This is a genomic window from Mycobacterium leprae TN (genome assembly GCF_000195855.1).
GTDB classification, from domain to species: domain Bacteria; phylum Actinomycetota; class Actinomycetes; order Mycobacteriales; family Mycobacteriaceae; genus Mycobacterium; species Mycobacterium leprae.
In genome coordinates this window covers 1,666,900-1,686,181 of sequence record NC_002677.1, presented here as the reverse complement: position 1 = coordinate 1,686,181, position 19,282 = coordinate 1,666,900, and the positions used below count along the sequence as shown (strand labels likewise).

The window sequence follows — 19,282 nt, the reverse complement described above, 5'->3', positions numbered from 1 at the left end:
CCTGTCCGTGCTGTTGCCACGCCTAGCCGGGTTAAGATGACATGGCTTGCTCGGATTTGCGTTCTCGTTCTGTACGCTGCCGGCATCACCGTGATTACTGCTACCCGGTCCAAGTCATAGAAAACCAAGACCGTGGGTGCTGTGACAGTCCGGTTCGGGAAGCTCACCAAATTACAACGATTCGAGTACACACCGTTATACGGGAAGAAACTATTCTTCAACGCGGGGTTGCTGTATTATGACAACAGAATTTATACCATCTTGTTCGAAAGTGAAAACCACTAAGGGACGTATGTGATGCAGGGGAATTGGGCCGACTTGACTTACACAGTGAATTTCATATCGCTGCTATCGCAGGATTGGTCATATATCATATATATGATATAGTAGTGTCCCTCACAATTCAAGCAATCGGGTGGCTTCACCACATTTGACAACACGGTTAATGACCCAACCCAGTTGGTCTGGTACTCAGTGCAAAAAGCGTGCGATTAAAACCAGTGGGCAATCTCACTCCTGCATAATCTCAACCACGCCTGGTGCCTTGATAAGCTAATTTGTGGCCCAATCCCACTCCGTGCTGACGGTCATCCGCCAGAACTTCTCACTTCGCTCAATGAGTCATCAATATCAGTTGGCTGCACATAAACATTAACACCCAACCCACAGGATTTGACAATTCCCATCGTGTCGGATGGTCTGCCGGAGGCGCGGTATGTGTCGTTTCGCCGTTCGAGCTGCCAGGCACAATCCGGTACGCGTGCCGCACGCGGACAACTGCCGGCCTATAACCCTAATTACTACGACAGCATCATCTGCGACGGTCTTGACGTCGCTGACCTCCGGAACAAAATGAGCACCGACGATTTGCACTGTAGCTAAGCCGGGAGCAGTATCCTGCCCATCCATCATCAGGAAACTAACATCCTGGACAAGCTGGCATAGACTGCACTGCACCGCAGCGAATCCCATAGTAACAGCCGGCGTAACCAACATCAGATGGTTAACATCAGGCATGAGCTCAACACCCGGTGGTCCCAAGCAGGCCAGGTTCTCCTAAGGCATTCTGTATAGCCAGCGCAACGACAGACGAAAAGAGCTGTACAACCGCACTGTCCAGCAGACCGAGTCCAGACGATGCCACTCCCCAGTCAGTACAATGAATCCAGTATCTTGAACGAGGTGAACAGCGGCGCTCTCCTGCACAGCTATCCCAGCTGCAGCATTGGCTGCTTCGGAGCTGAGATACGCTGTCCACACCAGGCTGCAACAAGGTTACGAACTCGTCATGAAACGCAGTCACTTGGGTGTTGAGAACTTGAAAACTCCGGCCGAAGTCACCGAACAGCATTGAGTAAATATCCGCCAACCCCTGAACCGCAGACTCAGTCTGCTTCGGCATCACACTCAGGAACGGCATATCCAGTCCCCTCGACTTACTACGGCTATCATCCGACGGCAATCAAGGCAGACCGACAATAATGAAATGTCTCACTTCGCGCAGGAAAATCCGGATTTAGGCTGGGATTTAGCCCGAGCACATCATGCCGATTTACGGGCGACGCGAACCTGCAATTAGGGCGATTTAGGTGCGCAATGTTGCACCGACACGCTCGGCGGCGTGTCGTACCGCGGCATCGCGAGCCGCGCTGGCGTCGTCTTCGGTCAGCGTACGATCAGGTGCGCGAAACCGCAGTGCAAATGTCAACGACTTGCAGTCCTCGCCAATCTGCGAACCGGTGAAGACGTCGAACAATTGAATGTCTTCGAGCAATTCACCGGCCCCATCGCGAATGGCGTCCTGCACTTCTTGAGCAGGAACCTGCGTGGACACCACCAGGCTGACGTCCTGCAACACAGCCGGAAACGGCGACACCTGAGGTGCGGGCAACCCCTCGACGATAGGCATGGCAGCGAGGTCCAGCTCGATCGCGCAGATGCCCTTCGGCAGACCGGCGCGTTCAATCACGGCCGGATGCAGCTGCCCTGCATGGCCGATAGGCGTTTCACCAACAAACACTTCAGCGCACCGACCCGGATGCCACGGCAAATATTGGACAGCCCGGAAAAACACGTCGACTCCACTGACCCGCGCGATGATACGCACTGCTTCAAAAGCGTCGGATGCCTCGGCTAGACGGCCAGGACCCCACGGACCCCGCGGTTCCCGCAACCCAGCCAACACCGCGGCGACGTGTTGTGGCTGCCGGGGCAAGGAGGCGTCCAGCAGAGCTATTTCAGCATCGGTCAGTCGACGGTCGACGGGGATGGACCCTATGCCGCCAGTCCACTCGGTCGGCTCGACCACCTGCGCGATGGCAAACAAAGCGACATCGATGATGCCTCGAGATACGTTGCTTACCAACGCTTCCAGTAGCGCCGGCAGCAGTGTGGTGGCGAGTTGGGGACGGTTGGACTCCAGCGGGTTGAGCACTCGCGTCGTCGTCCGTCGCGGGTCATCGGCCGGCAATCCCCAAAGGTCGAACACATCAGCCGGCAAAAACGGTGTCGGTAAGATCTCGACATAGCCGGACTGTGCAAGCACCTTACCAATTGCACGGTAGCGTTTCTGCACTGCGGTGAGTCCCCGGCCCGCGGGTGCGAGCGGCCGGACCGATCTGATGACCTCTAGCCCTTCGAGGCGCAGCACCTCCTCGACAAGATCGGAGGGCTGCAGTAGATCGGGGCGCCAACTCGGCGGCGTGACGGTGAGCGTGTGACCTTCTGAGGACACCGTGTCGACCACCACAGCACCGATTTGAGTCAGCCGTTTGGTGGTTGCGCCTTGGTTATAGACCACCCCAGCGATCCGGTCTGGCAGGTCGACGGCGATCCGGATCGGCGGCAATGACCAGTCAGCTCGCGGCGGGCTGCCCCGCCAATCGGTCAGGGTCTCCGAAACCGTTCCCCCGGCGATATCGGCAAGCAGCATCGCACACCGATCTAAAGCAGCTACCGAGATAGCAGGATCCACTGCCCGTTCATAACGGCGGGCGGCTTCGCTAGGCAGGTGCAGCCGCCGCTGGGTGTGTGATACCCTGGCGGGGTCCCATACCGCAGCCTCGAGTAGCACGTCGGTGGAATCGGAGCGCACTTCGGTGCTTGCGGCACCCATCACGCCGCCGATCGCCGCAGTAGTGACGTTATCGACGATGAGGACATCGACGGGATCGAGCTGACGCTCGATCCCGTCGATAGTAACGATGGTCTCGCCGGGCCGGGCGAATCGTACGGTGAAGCCTCCGGTAATGCGATTGCGGTCGTGGGCGTGCAGCGGGTGGCCGAGTTCTAGCATCACGTAGTTGGTGACATCCACTGCCGGTGAGATCGCACGAATTCCGGATAACAACAGCCGGCGCTGTAACCACCACGGCGACACGGCGGCAAAGTCGATCCCAGTGACCGGACGCAGGGCGCACCGACGAACTCCCGTTTCGGGCTGTACCGTCACCGGCCACGCCTGCCCCCCAACTGGCAACGGCGGCACCGCTTGGTCGCTGGCCGGGTCAACGAAGGCTAGGTCGTAGGCGCATGCGATCTCACGGGCCAAGCCCCGCACCGACATGCAATACCCGCGGTCGGGAGTGATCGCCAAACGAAATACCACATCGTCCAATCCAAGTACGTCAGCACCGTCGGCACCTGGTAGGGCGGTTCCAGGTGGCAATACTAGGATCCCCGAATGATCTGTACTCAAACGGAGTTCGGCCGCTGAGCAAATCATTCCAGCAGAATGACGACCGTAGGTCTCGCACGCCGCGATGGCGAACCCGTCAGGCAGAGTAGTACCGGGAAATGCTACCACGACCAGATCGCCAACGACAAAATTTGTTGCACCACAGATAATTTCGTGTTGCTGACCGTCGCCAACATCGACTACACAGGCTCGAATAGGCTTTTTGAATCCGGTGAGTTCTTCGATATCGGTGACCCGCCCCACGGTCAGCGGGCCATCGACCGGGCCTACCGTGATCATCTCCTCGATCTCGTGGCCGATGCGTACCAGCGTCTGCTTGAGATCGCTCGCGGAAACATCCCAATCCGGTGCACCAACCGTAACCACTTCGCACAGCCAACTATACGGAACGCGCATCAAGCCCCCACCCCGAACGGCAACGAAAACCGAACGTCCCCTTCGACCATATCGCGCATGTTGGGAATGCTGTTGCGGAACTGCAGGGTGCGTTCCAGGCCCATCCCGAATGCGAAACCGGAGTAGATATCCGGGTCAATTCCTGTTGCCCGCAACACGTTTGGATGCACCATTCCGCAACCGCCCCATTCCACCCAGTCAGCGCCATCCTTTTTGCTCGCAAACCATACATCGACCTCGGCCGACGGTTCGGTGAATGGGAAGAAGTGCGGCCGGATCCGGGTGCGCGTCGACGGCCCGAACTCCGCGCGTGCGAAGATGTCCAACGTTCCCCGCAGATGCGCCATGGAAAGACCGCGGTCCACTGCCAGGCCTTCGACTTGATGGAAGACGGGCGTGTGGGTGGCATCGACTTCGTCGGTGCGGAAGGCTCGACCGATCGAGATGACGTAGACCGGCAGCTCACGCTCGAGCAAAGTCCGCACCTGCACTGGTGAAGTATGGGTTCGCAGTAGCTGCCGTGAACCGTCCGGCGCAATATAAAAGGTGTCCTGTTCACTGCGTGCGGGGTGGTCGGCAGGAAAGTTAAGAGCGTCAAAGTTAAACTGCTCAGTCTCGACTTCGGGTCCGTCGACCAGTTCCCATCCCATCGCAATGAAGGTATCGGCGATATGCTCGGCCAATATCGTTATCGGGTGCCGTGCTCCGGTCGGCTGCCTTGTTGAAGGCAGAGTGACATCGATACGTTCGGTGACCAGCACGGCCGCGTCGCGCTCGGCTTGCAACGTCGCCAGTCGTTCGTCGTAGTCACGCTGGACCTCGCTGCGGGCCGTGTTGACCTGCTTGCCGACGGCGGCCCGGTCAATCTTGGGCAGGCTAGCAAGCGCTTGTCGTGCGAGCGCCAGCGGCGAGCGGTCACCGAGGTGCTCGGCCTTGATGAGCGCCAACGCGTCGAGATTGACGGCAAGTGCGATGGCTTGGCGGGCGGTGTTAACTGCCTTGGCCAGTGCTTCCGACGACAACATCGACAGATCAACGGGTTGATCACCCACGCGGCGACACTCTCCTTGCTGACGAAGCTGGTCGGACTGCCCGCATCGGCGCTGAATTGGGCTGGACTTGCGCGGCTTCTCTTCAGTCCGCTGCATCGGCCTGACGCAAGTGCCGATCATAACGGCGGGACCGACAAACGCCGACCGCAAGGTCAGACAGTGACCACCGGCTGAGGACCGGTCAACGTGTCCGCCGGCAATCAAGTGACGCGCTGCGATCAGCCGGACTAACCAGTGGGCCAGTACAGCGCCCAGCACACCAAATGCCAGCCCAGCAGCCATTGGACTCCCAGTGATGGGCCAACACCACGAATCCTAACCTCGAGGACGTCGCCAGCATAAGACACCGCACAGGTGTTCAGCGGATCGGTCGACGGAACCGGACCGCCACCACCGCCAAATCACTGCTGCTAGCGCACCGAGGGCACCATAGCTCGATCCCGATGTTATTGGCCTGGGTGATCGACACTGACAGTCAACCTAACTTGACCGCCGCCGCAAGAGCAGCGACCACCACTAACGTCGTGCAGACAGGGTTGACCAAAAACGTCACCATAAAGCTGGATGGTGCGCAAATGCAGTTCAGCGGGCGCCAGCAGACCGTCAGGATTAGGGTATCTAGAAATACGGCGAACCGGGATCGATGACAAACGTGCTGGTCAACAAAGTCCCCAGGTGTCCGTGGGACACGGTTGTGCAGATTGGTGCTGGAGCGCGCAATGATCCATTCCTGCACGTGGGGACCCGGCGTCAAGATTGCGAAGCTGACCGTGGCCAGAATTGTCGTGTACCCAACGGTGAACCGACCCAGAGCACCGAAACTAGATGCTATAAATCATCGACATCCACTATGTCAGGGAATTTGTTTGAGCTGTTTCATCTGAAGCTGTCAACTCCCTACGAGCCTTGATGCGATAAATCACCATGTCCGGGGGAATACCGGTGAATTTGCTGGTGAACATGGGTTTTCGGACGCGCCTAGTAATAATGCCTAGCTCTTTCAGGTCACTTTGTGGTATCAGGTCCAGGGTAGGGCCAGAGATCATGATGCCACCTTTTGTCGCGCGCTCCATAACGCGCGCGGCGATATTGACGTCAACACCAAGCCAGTCCGCGGCCAGTCGTTGTGGCCGGCCAGTGTGTATTCCGACACGGATTCGCGGTGTGTAGCCTCCTACCTCGACTGATTTCATCGCTTCCGTGGCAGCCAGTACGGCCTGTACGGCGACTGACGGATCGCGAAACACTGCCATGATCCCGTCCCCCATTCGCTTGACGATATGCCCACCGGCATCGAGCAACGGTGACTCAACAGCGCGCGCTACCTGTCGCAGCAGTGCCAGGGTCGCTTCGTCACCAGCTTGCAATGACCACCCGGAGAAGCCAACCAGGTCGGTGAATACCAGCGTCACCTCCGGATTGACCGGCCGTCGGGCAATGGCCTCGGTCAATGCCTGCCACACCTGTAGCACACTCAGACTCACCTCACGCGACGCCGCACCGCGATCCCCTAGCAACCGGTCGGCAGCTCGTGCCGCGGCACGTGGGCCACCCTCACCCGCGGTGGACAGAGGATCACCAAAGTCAGGATCGCCAGGCAACAGTCGTCGTGCCCGCCGGACCATCGCCACTAGCCGGGGGCTGCGGTTTGTGGTATGTAGCCACTGTGCGGCGTTGGGCATCGACACCGAAGAACGTCGTATCAAGGCCGGCGCCGGCACGGTGACCGTGTCCTCGTCCGGTTCCTGAGGCGCGGACGGGGTCCCATCGTGAGGAGCGCCTTCCACTTGGCCAGGGTAGGTAGATTTTGCGGACGGGGGCAATGACGTTTATGTCACAATGCACAATAAAGACCTGATCATACCGTTGCGCTACCATTGTGAACAATCGATAAATCCCCTAATATTATCAGGTGCTGGAAATGTAGACAACGTGTGTTGCCAACATTTATTGTGGGCGCAATCATTGCGTAGGAGGCCGTGATGACTGCTACTTTGAAGACATCCGCTGAGCCGCTCGGGCCGGATTCGCTTAGCCTGGAAGTATTTCGGTGATTTGCGCATCGGAGTGATTGAGTGTGTGGATTGGCGCGATCCAAAATATGTATCCAGACCCCGGTACTGGGTGCGAAGAGCATTACATCTTACTGCGCGAACCGCTGCAGTGGGTGGCTCAATCCAGTGTATTCCGATTATGGTCGTGGTCGACGACGGCGATTGAGTGGCTCAGACCGGACAACAGGTCAAAAGTTACCACAACACGATCAAGGGTTTGACGCCTCCAGGCGTCGGTATCACGGGCTGAATCCGGAGACGTTTTACTGCGCGCACGCGACGTTTTTCATGCTGCTCGTCAAAGTGGCCGAGTATTTTTGTGGCGGTTTGACCAAAGCCGAGAAGCGGCATTGATTCGACGAACACATTCAGTGGTACCGGATGTGTGGGATGAGCATGAAGCCGGTGCCCGAATCATGGGAGGAGCTTCAGCAGTACTGGAACCGGGTATGTCGCGAGGAGCTAAAGATTAACCAGGGCATCTTGGACATCTTCCAGATGTGGATTCCCAAACTGAAGTTTGTGCTCATGCCAACCCCGATCTGGGATCAACTGTTGAAGCCGTTGGCGTCGGGTCAACGCTGGATCGCGGTTGGATTATTTGACCCGGCTGTTCGCGAAAAAGCGGGAATGCACTGGAAGACTGGAGACGAGATGTTGCTACGGCTATTCGGCACGTTGGGCGAAGTGGCATTCTTAGCGGTTCCCGACGAAATCCGGTTGCACCCTTGCGCTGGCTGCTTACCGCCGGGCACAAGGGCAACTACTCAGGGACGCTCCGTTGGTCGAAGCACCGGGATTCATGGCGCCACCACGTGACCGCCGAGGGCTGCCGATGCATTATTTTCCTCCTCAGTCTCAGTCCCACCTCTGCCGCCACACCTTTAGCCACCCCTTGCGCGGCCCCGCTCTGACACTGATGAAGCATGTGAGTCAGTTACGTGCTATACCCGCCCTTTTCGTCTGGAAGGGCCGCAGCCTACAGCTGGATGCGAAGCCCCGTAGGAAAAGATTGCCTAAGGCCAGGAATGAACGCGCTAGTGGCGATCTGGCCAGTGCGGCTAAGCCAGGAGTCGTGACTTGTACCACCAGATGGCTAAAGACGCAATGCACGCGAGCTCTGATAGAGGCAAATCGCTGCGGTCGCAGCCACGTTCAGGCTTTCCACACCGCCGACCATCGGAATACGCACTCTATAGTCCGCTGCTTCTGCGATTTCGGTTGACAAACCGTGTGGTTCGGACCCGAAAAGCCAAGCTGTCGGCTTGCCAAGCAGTGGCTTGGCTTCGTCGAGAGACGTCTCACCGTCGACCATGGTGGCCAGCACTTGCAGTCCGGCGGCGCGCAATTCGGTCACAGCGGCGTAGGCATCAGACGCCACGACAACCGTTATCGAGAAGATACTGCCGGCAGAGGAACGCAGACATTTACCGTTGTACGGGTCGACGGTGTACCCACCGAAGATCACAGCTGCAGCACCCATGGCATCCGCGATGCGGATTACAGTGCCCGCATTGCCCGGTTCGCTGATCTCGACAGCGGCCACCACCAGCTGGGGTGAGCCAGCCAGCACAGTCGCTAGCCGGGTCGTCGGCATTTCGCACACCGCGATCAACCCAGTCGGAGTGACCGTGTCGGAAAGTGCTTTTGCGGCACGTTCGCTTACAGGATGGACCGGACACTTCAGTGTAGCCAGCACTGTGGCGTGCCGTTGGGCCGCGACTTCTGTGACGAATACGTCGCGAACCAGCCCGCTTACAATGGCGGCTTCGACGAGGTTAGGGCCTTCAGCGAGAAATCGTCTGACACGCCGCCGCGCGACTTGGCGATGCAACTTAACTGCCGCGACCACCCGGGCGGAACGCTCGGTGAGCACCGCAGGCCCCGGCAAGGTTCGATTTCCCCGCTCCTTGGTGCGCATCGTGGTGGGTTAAGCAGCTTCTCCGGATGGCACGTTGACATCTTCGGGTAACCCCGACCGGGCAACCTCAACGAGCGCCGTGAACGCCGCCGGATCGCTGATCGCAATATCGGCGAGATTCTTGCGATCCACGTCGACATCCGCAGCCTTCAGGCCCTGGATCAACCGGTTGTAAGTGATGTCATTGGCGCGCGCAGCCGCGTTGATTCGCGAAATCCACAATTTGCGGAACTCCCCCTTACGCGCGCGACGGTCGCGGTAAGCGTAGCCCAACGAATGCAGCTGCTGCTCTTTGGCTTTACGATAGAGCCGGGACCGCTGGCCGCGATAGCCTTTCGAAGCCTTCAAGACAGTGCGCCGCTTCTTATGGGCATTGACTGCCCGCTTTACGCGTGCCATGGTATTTCCTCCTTTCGTTCGTACGTACCTGGTCATGGTCTGACGCAATCTGGTCAGCCGTTCAGCAGTGAATTGACCCGTTGGGTGTCGTTGGCTGAAACCCGCGTGTGTCCATCCAGTCGCCGGGTACGAGTGCTCGGCTTATGCTCGAACAGATGCCGACGATTGGCTTTCTGACGGACGATCTTCCCGGTACCGGTGCGCCGGAACCGCTTCGACGCCCCACTGTGGGTCTTGGCCTTGGGCATGTTTCCTCAGTTCTGCTGTTTCTACTGTTCTTCCTGCGCTGGCTAACTCGCTAGTGCGGTGAACCATCGGTGTCGCCGGTTGCATCGATATCTTGCACTGACCCAGCCCCCGGTACTTCCGGATGCCGCGCGCTGGCGCGAGTCTTCGCGCCGCGATGCGGTGCCAGCACCATCGTCATGTTGCGCCCATCCTGTTTGGCTGATGTTTCGACGAATCCGTAATCGGCGACGTCCGCACCCAGTCGCTGCAGTAATCGGTAACCCAGCTCGGGTCGCGACTGCTCACGTCCGCGAAACATGATGGTGACTTTGACCTTGGATCCCGCCTCCAGGAAACGGACCACGTGGCTCTTTTTGGTCTCGTAATCATGATCGTCGATCTTTGGTCGCAACTTTTGTTCTTTGACGACGGTCTGCTGCTGGTTGCGGCGGGATTCGCGTGCCTTCTGTGCCACTTCGTATTTGTACTTGCCGTAGTCCATGATCTTGCAAACCGGTGGTCTGGCATTTGGGGCAACTTCGACAAGGTCGAGATCGGCGTCCGCAGCCACGCGAAGTGCATCCTCGATCCGTACGATGCCTACCTGCTCCCCCCCTGGACCAATCAACCGGACTTCAGGTACGCGTATGCGCTCGTTGACACGGGTCTCAGTGCTGATGGGGCCTCCCTTGTTGGGCCATAGTGGGCGTAATAGTCATCTACTTAGCCATCCTCCAGATCGTCTTCCAGCCGCGACCAGGGCCTGGCTGATCAGGGAGTCAGCGGTAGAAACACCACAACATCAGCAAAAGCCCTGCACAAGCAGGGCCCAATGCCGACCGATCACGGCTTGAAACAATGCAAGCCGTCCGCGTCACGTGCGGAGCAGGCACTACGACATGCCTGTGACCGGACCGCTCAGCCCTGAAATAACTCTCGTGGCTAGCGGTGGGAGTGGGACTCCACTTAACTGTTCCCGACCTTCGCCGGTATGATCGCAGAAGTCAGTCTAGCAGCCAATAAGCGTCGCCCGGCACTTCGAAGCGAGGGCCAGGTCAACCGGCCTCTGGCGCGTGAGTTACACTGAGTCCGGCAGGTAGATAATCACTCTTGACCACTGTAGACGCTTCGCCAGGCATTTCACGGTTTGAAGGAATATCCTCGCGGTCTGTGACAGTCGCTACAATTTGTTCGGGGCCTTGTTCTGGCAGCCGGTCGCACTCCCGCTATCACTGGGTACCGGCAGCAGCCGGCTGGACCGTCGGTGTAATCGCCACACTGTCACTGATAGCAAGTGTGTCACCGTTGATCAGGTGGCTCATTAGGGTCCCACGTGAATTCATCAACAACTACCTTTTTAATTTTCCGGACACCAGCATCGCCTGGTCGTTCGTGCTGGCGCTGTTAGCCGCCGCGCTAACCACGCGCAAACGCATCGCCTGGCTGCTGTTGCTCGGCAATATGGTGCTCGCCGCCGTGTTAAACGCTGTGGATATGGCAGCGAATGGCAACACCCCAGCCGAGACATTCGGCGAAAACCTCGGGTTCGCAGTGCATGTTGTTGCGATCTTGCTGCTGGTTTTGAGCTATCGGGAATTCTGGGCCAAAGTCCGCCGAGGCGCGCTGTTCAAAGCGGCTGCGGTGCTGGTTGCCGGAGACGTGATCGGGATACTGTTGTCTTTGGGCCTGGTCGAGCTGTTCCCCGGATCGCTAGCGCGGCAGGATCGCCTGCCGTATGTGGCCAATCGGGTGGTCGGATTCGCACTTGCCGATCCCGACCTCTTCAGCGGCAAACCGCACGTCTTACTCAACGCAATCTTCGGCTTGTTCGGCGCCCTCGCGTTGATCATGGCCACTATCGTGCTGTTTCAGTCCCAGCGTGCAGATAACGCCCTGACCGGCGAGGATGAGTCCGCCATCCGCGGGCTACTTGAGCTGTATGGCAAGAACGACTCACTGGGTTACTTCGCCACCCGGCGCGATAAGTCGGTGATCTTCGCGCACAATGGCCGCGCGGCCATAACCTATCGAGTTGAGATAGGAGTCTGCCTAGCCAGCGGCGACCCAGTAGGCGATCCCGGGGCATGGCCGCAGGCCGTCGATGCGTGGTTAGAGCTTTGCCAGACGTACGGTTGGGCGCCCGGTGTGATGGGGGCCAGTTCACAGGGGGCCCAGGTATTTCGTAGGGCCGGCTTCAACGCCATAGAACTCGGCGACGAGGCGATCTTGCGGACTGCCGTTTACAAACTTTCCGGCCCCGACATGCGCGGAGTGCGCCAGGCGGTGACACGGGCACGCCGGGCCGGACTGACCGTACGCATTAGACGGCACAGCGACATCTCCGCCAACGAGATGGCAGACACCATCGCGCGTGCTGACGCCTGGCGCGACACCGAATTCGAACGTGGCTTTTCGATGGCGCTGGGCCGGCTCGGCGATCCGGCTGATTCAGATTGCCTGCTGGTCGAAGCAGTGGACCGCGACGACCATGTCGTTGCGATACTGTCACTGGTCCCGTGGGGAACCACCGGCGTCTCGTTGGACGTGATGCGCCGTTCTCCACAATCACCCAACGGCACCATCGAACTCATGGTCAGCGAGCTAGCCCTCAAGGGCGAGACTCTTGGGATCGCCCGCATTTCGTTGAATTTTACGATGTTTCGCGCCGCGTTCGAGCAAGGTGCTCAACTCGGCGCTGGCCCAATTGCACGGTTGTGGCGGGGGCTGCTGTTGTTTTTCTCACGGTGGTGGCAGTTGGAGACGCTGTACCGCTCGAACATAAAATACCTTCCTGACTGGGTCCCTCGTTACGCCTGCTACGAGGACGCCCGGTTGATTCCGCGGGTGGGGGTTGCCTCGGTGATCGCCGAGGGTTTCCTTGTGTTACCGTTCAGCCGACGCGGCCGGGTGCACACCGGCCATCATCCGGCTGTGCCAGCGCGGTTAGCAGAATCCGGGCTGCTGCACCACGATGGGTCGACTCCAGATGTCAGCGGATTGCAAACGGCGGACGTCGATTTGGAAGTAGCGAATTCCCGTATACCCGAACAGGTACGGGTGCGTCTGGCAAAACTTAAGACATTGCAACTCAACGGTATTGACGCTTATCCGGTGGGACACCCGCCTAGCCACACAGTCGCCCAGGCTCTGGATGCCGACGACGAAGGCACCGTCTCGATATCTGGACGCATATTGCGGATACGTGACTATGGCGGCGTGTTGTTTGCTCATGTGCGTGACTGGTCGGGCGAAATACAAGTGCTGCTGGATAATTTAGTGCTGGAGTGCTGCTGCATCGCAGATTTCACCGCAGCCATTGATCTGGGCGATATAGTCGAAATGACCGGGAACATGGGCTTCAGCAAAAACGGGACTCGCTCGTTGATAGTACGCAACTGGCGGCTGATCGGTAAATGCTTACGGCCGCTACCGAACAAATGGAAGGGGTTAACCGACCCAGAAGCCCGGGTGCGAACCCGTTATGTCGATCTGGCAGTCAATACCGAGTCCCGTAACCTGATCATGGCTCGCAGCTGCGTGTTGCGCTCGGTCAGGGAGATGCTGTTCGCTAAAGGATTTGTCGAAGTCGAGACCCCAATCCTGCAACAAATTCACGGCGGCGCCACTGCCCGGCCATTCGCCACTCGCATCAATACCTATGACATGGATCTGTTCCTACGCATTGCCCCGGAGCTCTATCTTAAGAGGCTGTGCATCGGGGGTGTAGAGCGGGTCTTCGAGCTGGGCCGGGCCTTCCGTAACGAGGGAGTAGACTTTAGTCACAATCCGGAGTTCACCTTGCTGGAGGCCTACCAGGCGCACGCAGACTACCTAATGTGGATCGACGGCTGCCGAGAATTGATCCAGAATGCCGCCGAAGCCGCGAACGGTACACAGACCCTAATGCGGCCGCGGATCGAGGGAGCAAGCGGAACCGCAAACCACCTCGAGCCGATCGACATCTCCGGCGTCTGGCCGGTGAAGACCGTGTACGAAGCAGTATCCGAAGCGCTCGGAGAATGTGTCGACACCAGCACTGAGTTGGCCACTCTGCGTAAATTGTCCGACGCCGCACACATACCTTATTGGCCACACTGGGATACTGGTGCGGTGGTTCTGAAGCTCTATGAGCACCTGGTTGAGAACCGAACCGATCAACCGACATTCTACATCGACTTTCCAACGTCCGTGTCACCGTTAACCCGGCCACATAGAAGTAAGCCCGGTGTCGCCGAGCGATGGGACCTGGTGGCGTGGGGTATAGAATTAGGTACCGCCTACAGCGAACTAACCGACCCGGTAGAGCAGCGGCGTCGTCTGCACGAACAGTCCTTATTGGCCGTCGGCGGAAACCCCGAAGCGATGGAGCTCGACGAAGACTTCCTACAAGCCATGGAATACGCTATGCCACCGACCGGCGGCCTGGGAATGGGCATAGACCGTCTCGTGATGTTAATCACCGGCCGCAGCATTCGCGAAACGCTACCGTTCCCACTGGCCAAGCCGCACTAGCTCGGCGCTGGCCGCAAGTTTAGCAACAAATTCGCCGCGGCCGTTGCTAACGCTTAACCATTACACCTAATCCGGGCTTCTTCGTTACGGGATATATGATTTATGTGTAAGATACTGCAATCCGTGGAGAGCATGGACCCACTGGGCAAGCAGTGCCTTGTGTTCGGCAAGCCAAAACATGAACACGCTTAATCGACTCGAGCAATGCTGAGCGAAGAATTGTGGATCACGCGTCTACCCCGAGATACAGCCATGTCTGTCAGCACATGGACTTTGGCAGTTTCGATGGTCGCTATCATAGCCACTCGCCACTACCATCTATAGTACGGCGGCGATCCTCAACCAGCGTGCAAATGGCACTGATACTGATGTGCTGAGAGCAGATGGTGCACTTGCACTATGTCGATCGGCAGTGGTAATCGACAGGCAACCGCCCGCAGTAGCGTGACGACATACTCGACGAACCAACACCCCACCCGTCCCGCAGCGCACGGTAAGACCATGGTTTCGACGACAGAGCCAGCGAAAGCCCTTCTTCCCCAGCCTGATCCGGGGTAACTAAAGTAGGAGTGTCGACCTTTGAATCCGTCTGCGAGAAGAGCTAATCCAGGCCCGCGACGGCCTTAGGTGCCACGAAATTCGACGCCGTCACTGCAAACGCGATATTTGTGTGGACTTAGGCGGTGACTGTGCGGCGTCGCCGTGGTGTGCGTGCAGGCGCGCACCCTGCGCCAACGACTTCGGCGAGAAATTTGCCAGTGTAGCTTTCCGGAACCGCTGCGACATCCTCCGGAGTGCCTTCGGCGACAACGGTTCCACCTTGAGCGCCACCCTCGGGACCCATATCGACGATCCAGTCCGACGTTTTGATCACGTCCAGGTTGTGTTCGATCACGATCACCGTATTGTCTTTGTCAACAAGACCATTGATGACGTTAAGAAGTTTGCGGATATCGTCGAAATGCAGTCCTGTGGTGGGTTCGTCGAGAATGTAGATGGTGCGCCCGGTCGAACGCTTCTGCAACTCGGACGCCAGTTTGACCCGCTGCGCCTCACCACCCGACAACGTCGGCGCGGGCTGACCCAGTCGGACATAGCCCAGACCGACATCGACCAGCGTGCGCAGATAACGGTTAATGCCGATGATCGGCTCAAAGAACTCCGCCGCTTCCTCGATCGACATGTCCAACACTTCGGATATGGCCTTGCCTTTGTAGTGTACTTCAAGGGTTTCTCGGTTGTACCGGGCGCCCTGGCACACTTCACAAGGTACATACACGTCCGGCAAGAAGTTCATCTCGATCTTGATGGTGCCGTCACCGGTGCACGCCTCGCAGCGACCGCCCTTAACGTTGAACGAGAATCTACCGGGTTGGTAACCACGGACTTTCGCCTCGGTGGTAGCCGCGAACAAGATTCGGATCTTGTCAAATACCCCGGTGTAGGTGGCCGGGTTGGATCGCGGCGTGCGGCCGATCGGCGACTGGTCCACCCTCACCAGCTTGTCCAGATGTTCTAGGCCGGTGACTCGGGTATGGCGACCCGGAACTTGCCGAGCGCCGTTGAGCCTGTTGGCCAGCACCGCTGCCAGGATATCATTGACCAAAGTTGACTTGCCGGAGCCCGACACACCGGTTACCGAGGTCAACACGCCAAGCGGAAACGACACGTCGATGCCGCGCAGATTGTGCTCGCGGGCCCCGACGACGGTGAGCTCACGCTTACGGTCGACGGAACGCCGACGTGTGGGGGTGGCAATGCTTTCCCGACCCGACAGGTAAGCACCGGTAATCGAATCCTTATTTGCCAGCAGTTCACGGTAGGTCCCGTTGTGCACGATTTGGCCGCCATGCTCACCGGCGCCCGGGCCGATGTCGACGACCCAGTCAGCGTGTGCGATGGTGTCTTCGTCATGTTCGACGACGATCAGTGTGTTCCCCAACGCCCTTAACCGCGTGAGAGTTTCGATGAGTCGACGGTTGTCGCGCTGGTGTAGCCCGATGGATGGTTCGTCAAGGACGTAGAGCACGCCCACCAGACCGGAACCGATTTGGGTAGCTAGCCGAATGCGTTGGGCCTCACCACCAGACAGCGTGGCTGCCGCCCGAGACAGCGAGAGGTACTCCAGCCCGACGTCGAGCAAAAAGCCGAGTCGCGACTGGATTTCTTTGAGCACCTGCCCCGCTATCGCCTGCTCGCGCACACCAAGGATAAGCGCGTTCAGAAAAGCCGAGCAGTCCGCGATGGACAGCTCGCAGACCTCGGCAATGGACTTCGCGCCCCGCTCCCCTGCCGCTAACGTCACCGCCAGAATCTCTGGCTTGAGTCGGGTCCCCTGACACACCGGGCAGGGGATATTACGCATGAAACCCTCGTAGCGTTCCTTCATCTGCTCGGACTCGGTCTGCTCCATCTTGCGCTGTAAGAACGTCAGCACGCCCTCAAAATCAACGTAATATGAGCGGGGTCGACCGTACCGGTTGTGGTACTGCACATGCACCTGATGATCGGAACCTTCAAGAATCGCCTTGCGGGCCTTGGCCGGGAGTTTGCGCCATGGCGTGTCAACGTCGAATCCCAGTTTCTCGCCGAGCCCGGCCATCATCCGGGTGAAGTACTCCGCGGTGCGCCCCGCCGACCACGGCGCCACCGCACCCTCGGCCAGAGTGCGATCCGGGTCGGGCACCACTAGATCTGAGTCGATCTCTTTGCGGATTCCCAAGCCCACACATTCGGGACAGGCGCCGTAGGGCGAGTTGAACGAGAACGAGCGTGGTTCCAGGTCGTCAACGGCCAGGGGGTGCCCATTGGGGCAAGCTAACTTCTCGGAGAAGCACTGTTCGCGCGGGTGGCCACGTTCGTCGTGATCGTCGGGAAATTCCAACACTACGATGCCGTCAGCTAGGTTCAGGGCGGTTTCCACCGAGTCGGTGAGCCGCTGCTTGGCGGCGATCTTGACGGTGAGTCGGTCCACTACCACCTCGATGTCGTGCTTTTCTTGTTTTTTAAGCTTCGGTGGATCGCTCAACGGGTACACTACATCGTCGACCCGAACCCGGCTGTAGCCCTGTGCGTTGAGCTTGTCGAACAGGTCCGCGAACTCGCCCTTGCGGGTACGCACCACCGGAGCGAGCACCAAAAACCGGGTGCCCTCCGGCAGCACCAGCACCTGATCGACAATTTGCTGCGGGGTCTGACGGGAGATCTGCTCGCCACAGATCGGGCAGTGCGGTGTGCCAGCACGCGCATATAACAATCGCAGGTAATCGTACACCTCGGTGATTGTTCCTACGGTCGACCTCGGGTTGCGGTTCGTCGACTTCTGGTCGATGGACACCGCCGGGGAAAGACCCTCGATGAAGTCGACGTCCGGCTTGTCCATCTGTCCAAGGAATTGGCGCGCGTAGGCCGACAGTGACTCCACGTAGCGGCGCTGGCCCTCGGCGAAGATGGTGTCGAATGCCAGTGAAGACTTGCCTGATCCGGACAGCCCGGTGAAGACGATCAATGAATCCCGCGGCAGGTCGAGATCGACGCTTCGCAGGTTGTGCTCACGGGCACCCTTGACGATCAAGCGGTCAGCCACGCTGCCCCTCTCACTGAAACTCTTCTTGCTCTTGCCTAAAGCTGTCCTACAGTGGCCACTGCGCACGACGCATTCCATGCTATGTGCTCAGACCGACAAGCAGCGGACCTAGTTCCAGGAGCAGTAACCTGGCCGCTATGACAGCCTCGATCGATCCCGTCAACGACTACACCGGGCACGTTGACCCGGGTACCGCGGCCCGCCGGGCCCTACCCGGCGCCACAATCCTGAAGGTGTCGGTAGGCCCGATGGACAACAACGCCTACCTGGTGACGTGTTCGGCTACCGGAGAAACACTTCTGATTGACGCTGCCAATGATGCCGAGGTGCTTATCGATCTGGTCCAACGCTACGCCCCGAAGCTGTCGTTGATTGTGACCAGCCATCAGCACTTTGATCACTGGCAGGCACTGGAAGCGGTGGTCGCGGCCACCGGTGCGCCAACCGCCGTGCATGAGCTCGACGCCGAACCGCTGCCGGTCAGGCCGGACCGTTTGTTGACCAATGGTGACTGCGTGCAGATTGGGGAGCTGACGTTCGACGTTATTCACCTGCGCGGGCACACGCCCGGATCAATCGCGCTGGCGCTCGACGGAGCCACCTCTGGCCCAAAAACTGGGAGAGTCACGCAGTTGTTCACTGGCGACTGCCTGTTCCCCGGGGGCGTTGGCAAGACGTGGCAGCGCAGTGACTTCACCCAACTGCTCGACGACGTCACCACCCGAGTGTTCGATGTGTACGCGGACACTACAGCCATCTACCCCGGCCACGGCGACGACACAGTACTCGGCGCCGAGCGTCCCAGCCTGGCAGAATGGCGTGAGCGTGGCTGGTAAAGGCGGTTTCAGTGCGTGGTGTGCACGATCAAGACGTCGATCTTGGCCCGACGCGAGACGTTGGCCGGCACCGATCCCAACAGTCGACCTGCGATCGTGCTCAGACCGACATTGCCAACCACTAGCAGATCGGCATTTGTTTTCTCGGCAAGGTTCACCAGCGCATCGACCGGAGCGCCGACAACCGGTCGCTCTTCGACGTTCTTAGCACCGGCGGCGTGCGCTCGCTCCTTCGCGTCATGCAGGATCTCGTAGATCGGGGCAGTACCCGTCACTTTGTAGCTTTCGTCCTTCAATATGTCGAACGCCCGAGCATTGTCATGCTGGGGCAGGTAGGCCGACGCGATGATCAGCTTGGCATCCGACCCGGCAATTTTGCCTGCCCGGTCCACCGCACGCAACGACGAATCTGAACCATCGGTTCCCACCACCACGGTCTGATAGGCGCCCATTTACCCTCCCAATGTCAGTTTGCTCAGCCCAAGACAGTATTCGCGTTGCTTGATGCAAATGGGTCAGATTACCGACTCAGCAGCAACGTGGCGCGACCAGTCATTTGCTTAGCCAGGGCAACTCGACAGACAACACCCGCGACGGCACG

Annotated in this window: 11 protein-coding genes and 1 pseudogene; 3 read left to right on the top strand and 9 right to left on the bottom strand. The window is 58.9% G+C overall.

The annotated features are described in order from the left end of the window. Nucleotides 1-1,585: 1,585 nt before the first annotated feature. From pheT to ML_RS07075, 3 genes are all read right to left on the bottom strand, one after another. Nucleotides 1,586-4,093 carry a phenylalanine--tRNA ligase subunit beta gene (pheT, locus tag ML_RS07085; protein ID WP_041322770.1) on the bottom strand — a complete coding sequence of 836 codons (2,508 nt, stop codon included), beginning with the start codon at nt 4,091-4,093 and terminating at the stop codon, nt 1,586-1,588. Further along, nucleotides 4,093-5,145: a phenylalanine--tRNA ligase subunit alpha gene (gene pheS, locus ML_RS07080; RefSeq protein ID WP_010908318.1), complete on the bottom strand. Its 1,053-nt coding sequence runs from the start codon at nt 5,143-5,145 to the stop codon at nt 4,093-4,095. The genes pheT and pheS overlap by 1 nt, the downstream gene beginning before the upstream one ends. A gap of 848 nt (nt 5,146-5,993) precedes the next feature. Next, entirely contained in the window at nt 5,994-6,968 is a 975-nt protein-coding gene (locus tag ML_RS07075; protein ID WP_010908317.1) for an adenylate cyclase, read from the bottom strand. Between the two features lie 159 nt (nt 6,969-7,127). Between ML_RS07075 and ML_RS07070 the strand changes: the two are divergent. Beyond that, nucleotides 7,128-8,056 (top strand): annotated as a pseudogene (locus ML_RS07070) (oxygenase MpaB family protein); the annotation flags it as partial. A 239-nt stretch (nt 8,057-8,295) separates the two neighbouring features. On the opposite strand, the gene ML_RS07065 reads toward ML_RS07070, so the two are convergent. Genes ML_RS07065 through infC form a run of 4 tightly spaced genes read right to left on the bottom strand, consistent with a single transcriptional unit; the run spans nt 8,296 to nt 10,426 of the window. After that, the gene (locus ML_RS07065; protein ID WP_010908316.1) at nt 8,296-9,075 is read right to left on the bottom strand and encodes a TrmH family RNA methyltransferase; all 780 of its coding nucleotides are present in this window, start codon (nt 9,073-9,075) and stop codon (nt 8,296-8,298) included. Nucleotides 9,076-9,129: 54 nt separating this feature from the next. Beyond that, on the bottom strand, nt 9,130-9,519 hold the full coding sequence (gene rplT, locus ML_RS07060) for a 50S ribosomal protein L20 (protein ID WP_010908315.1): 390 nt from the start codon (nt 9,517-9,519) through the stop codon (nt 9,130-9,132). A gap of 53 nt (nt 9,520-9,572) precedes the next feature. Then, on the bottom strand, nt 9,573-9,767 hold the full coding sequence (gene rpmI, locus ML_RS07055) for a 50S ribosomal protein L35 (protein WP_010908314.1): 195 nt from the start codon (nt 9,765-9,767) through the stop codon (nt 9,573-9,575). Between the two features lie 50 nt (nt 9,768-9,817). Next, on the bottom strand, nt 9,818-10,426 hold the full coding sequence (gene infC, locus ML_RS07050) for a translation initiation factor IF-3 (RefSeq protein WP_081439339.1): 609 nt from the start codon (nt 10,424-10,426) through the stop codon (nt 9,818-9,820). 506 nt (nt 10,427-10,932) lie between these two features. On the opposite strand from infC, the gene lysX reads away from it, so the two are divergent. Next, nucleotides 10,933-14,259, top strand: coding sequence for a bifunctional lysylphosphatidylglycerol synthetase/lysine--tRNA ligase LysX (lysX, locus tag ML_RS07045; RefSeq protein WP_081439395.1), 3,327 nt, complete (start codon nt 10,933-10,935; stop codon nt 14,257-14,259). 676 nt (nt 14,260-14,935) lie between these two features. Here the strand turns inward: lysX and uvrA are convergent. Continuing rightward, nucleotides 14,936-17,845 carry an excinuclease ABC subunit UvrA gene (gene uvrA / locus ML_RS07040; RefSeq protein ID WP_010908311.1) on the bottom strand — a complete coding sequence of 970 codons (2,910 nt, stop codon included), beginning with the start codon at nt 17,843-17,845 and terminating at the stop codon, nt 14,936-14,938. Nucleotides 17,846-17,982: 137 nt separating this feature from the next. On the opposite strand from uvrA, the gene ML_RS07035 reads away from it, so the two are divergent. Continuing rightward, nucleotides 17,983-18,681 (top strand): MBL fold metallo-hydrolase, encoded by a 699-nt coding sequence (locus tag ML_RS07035; RefSeq protein ID WP_010908310.1) that lies wholly within the window; start codon nt 17,983-17,985, stop codon nt 18,679-18,681. A gap of 8 nt (nt 18,682-18,689) precedes the next feature. Here the strand turns inward: ML_RS07035 and ML_RS07030 are convergent, their stop codons facing one another. After that, nucleotides 18,690-19,133, bottom strand: a complete 444-nt coding sequence (locus tag ML_RS07030; RefSeq protein WP_010908309.1) for a universal stress protein — start codon at nt 19,131-19,133, stop codon at nt 18,690-18,692. Between the last annotated feature and the right edge of the window lie 149 nt (nt 19,134-19,282).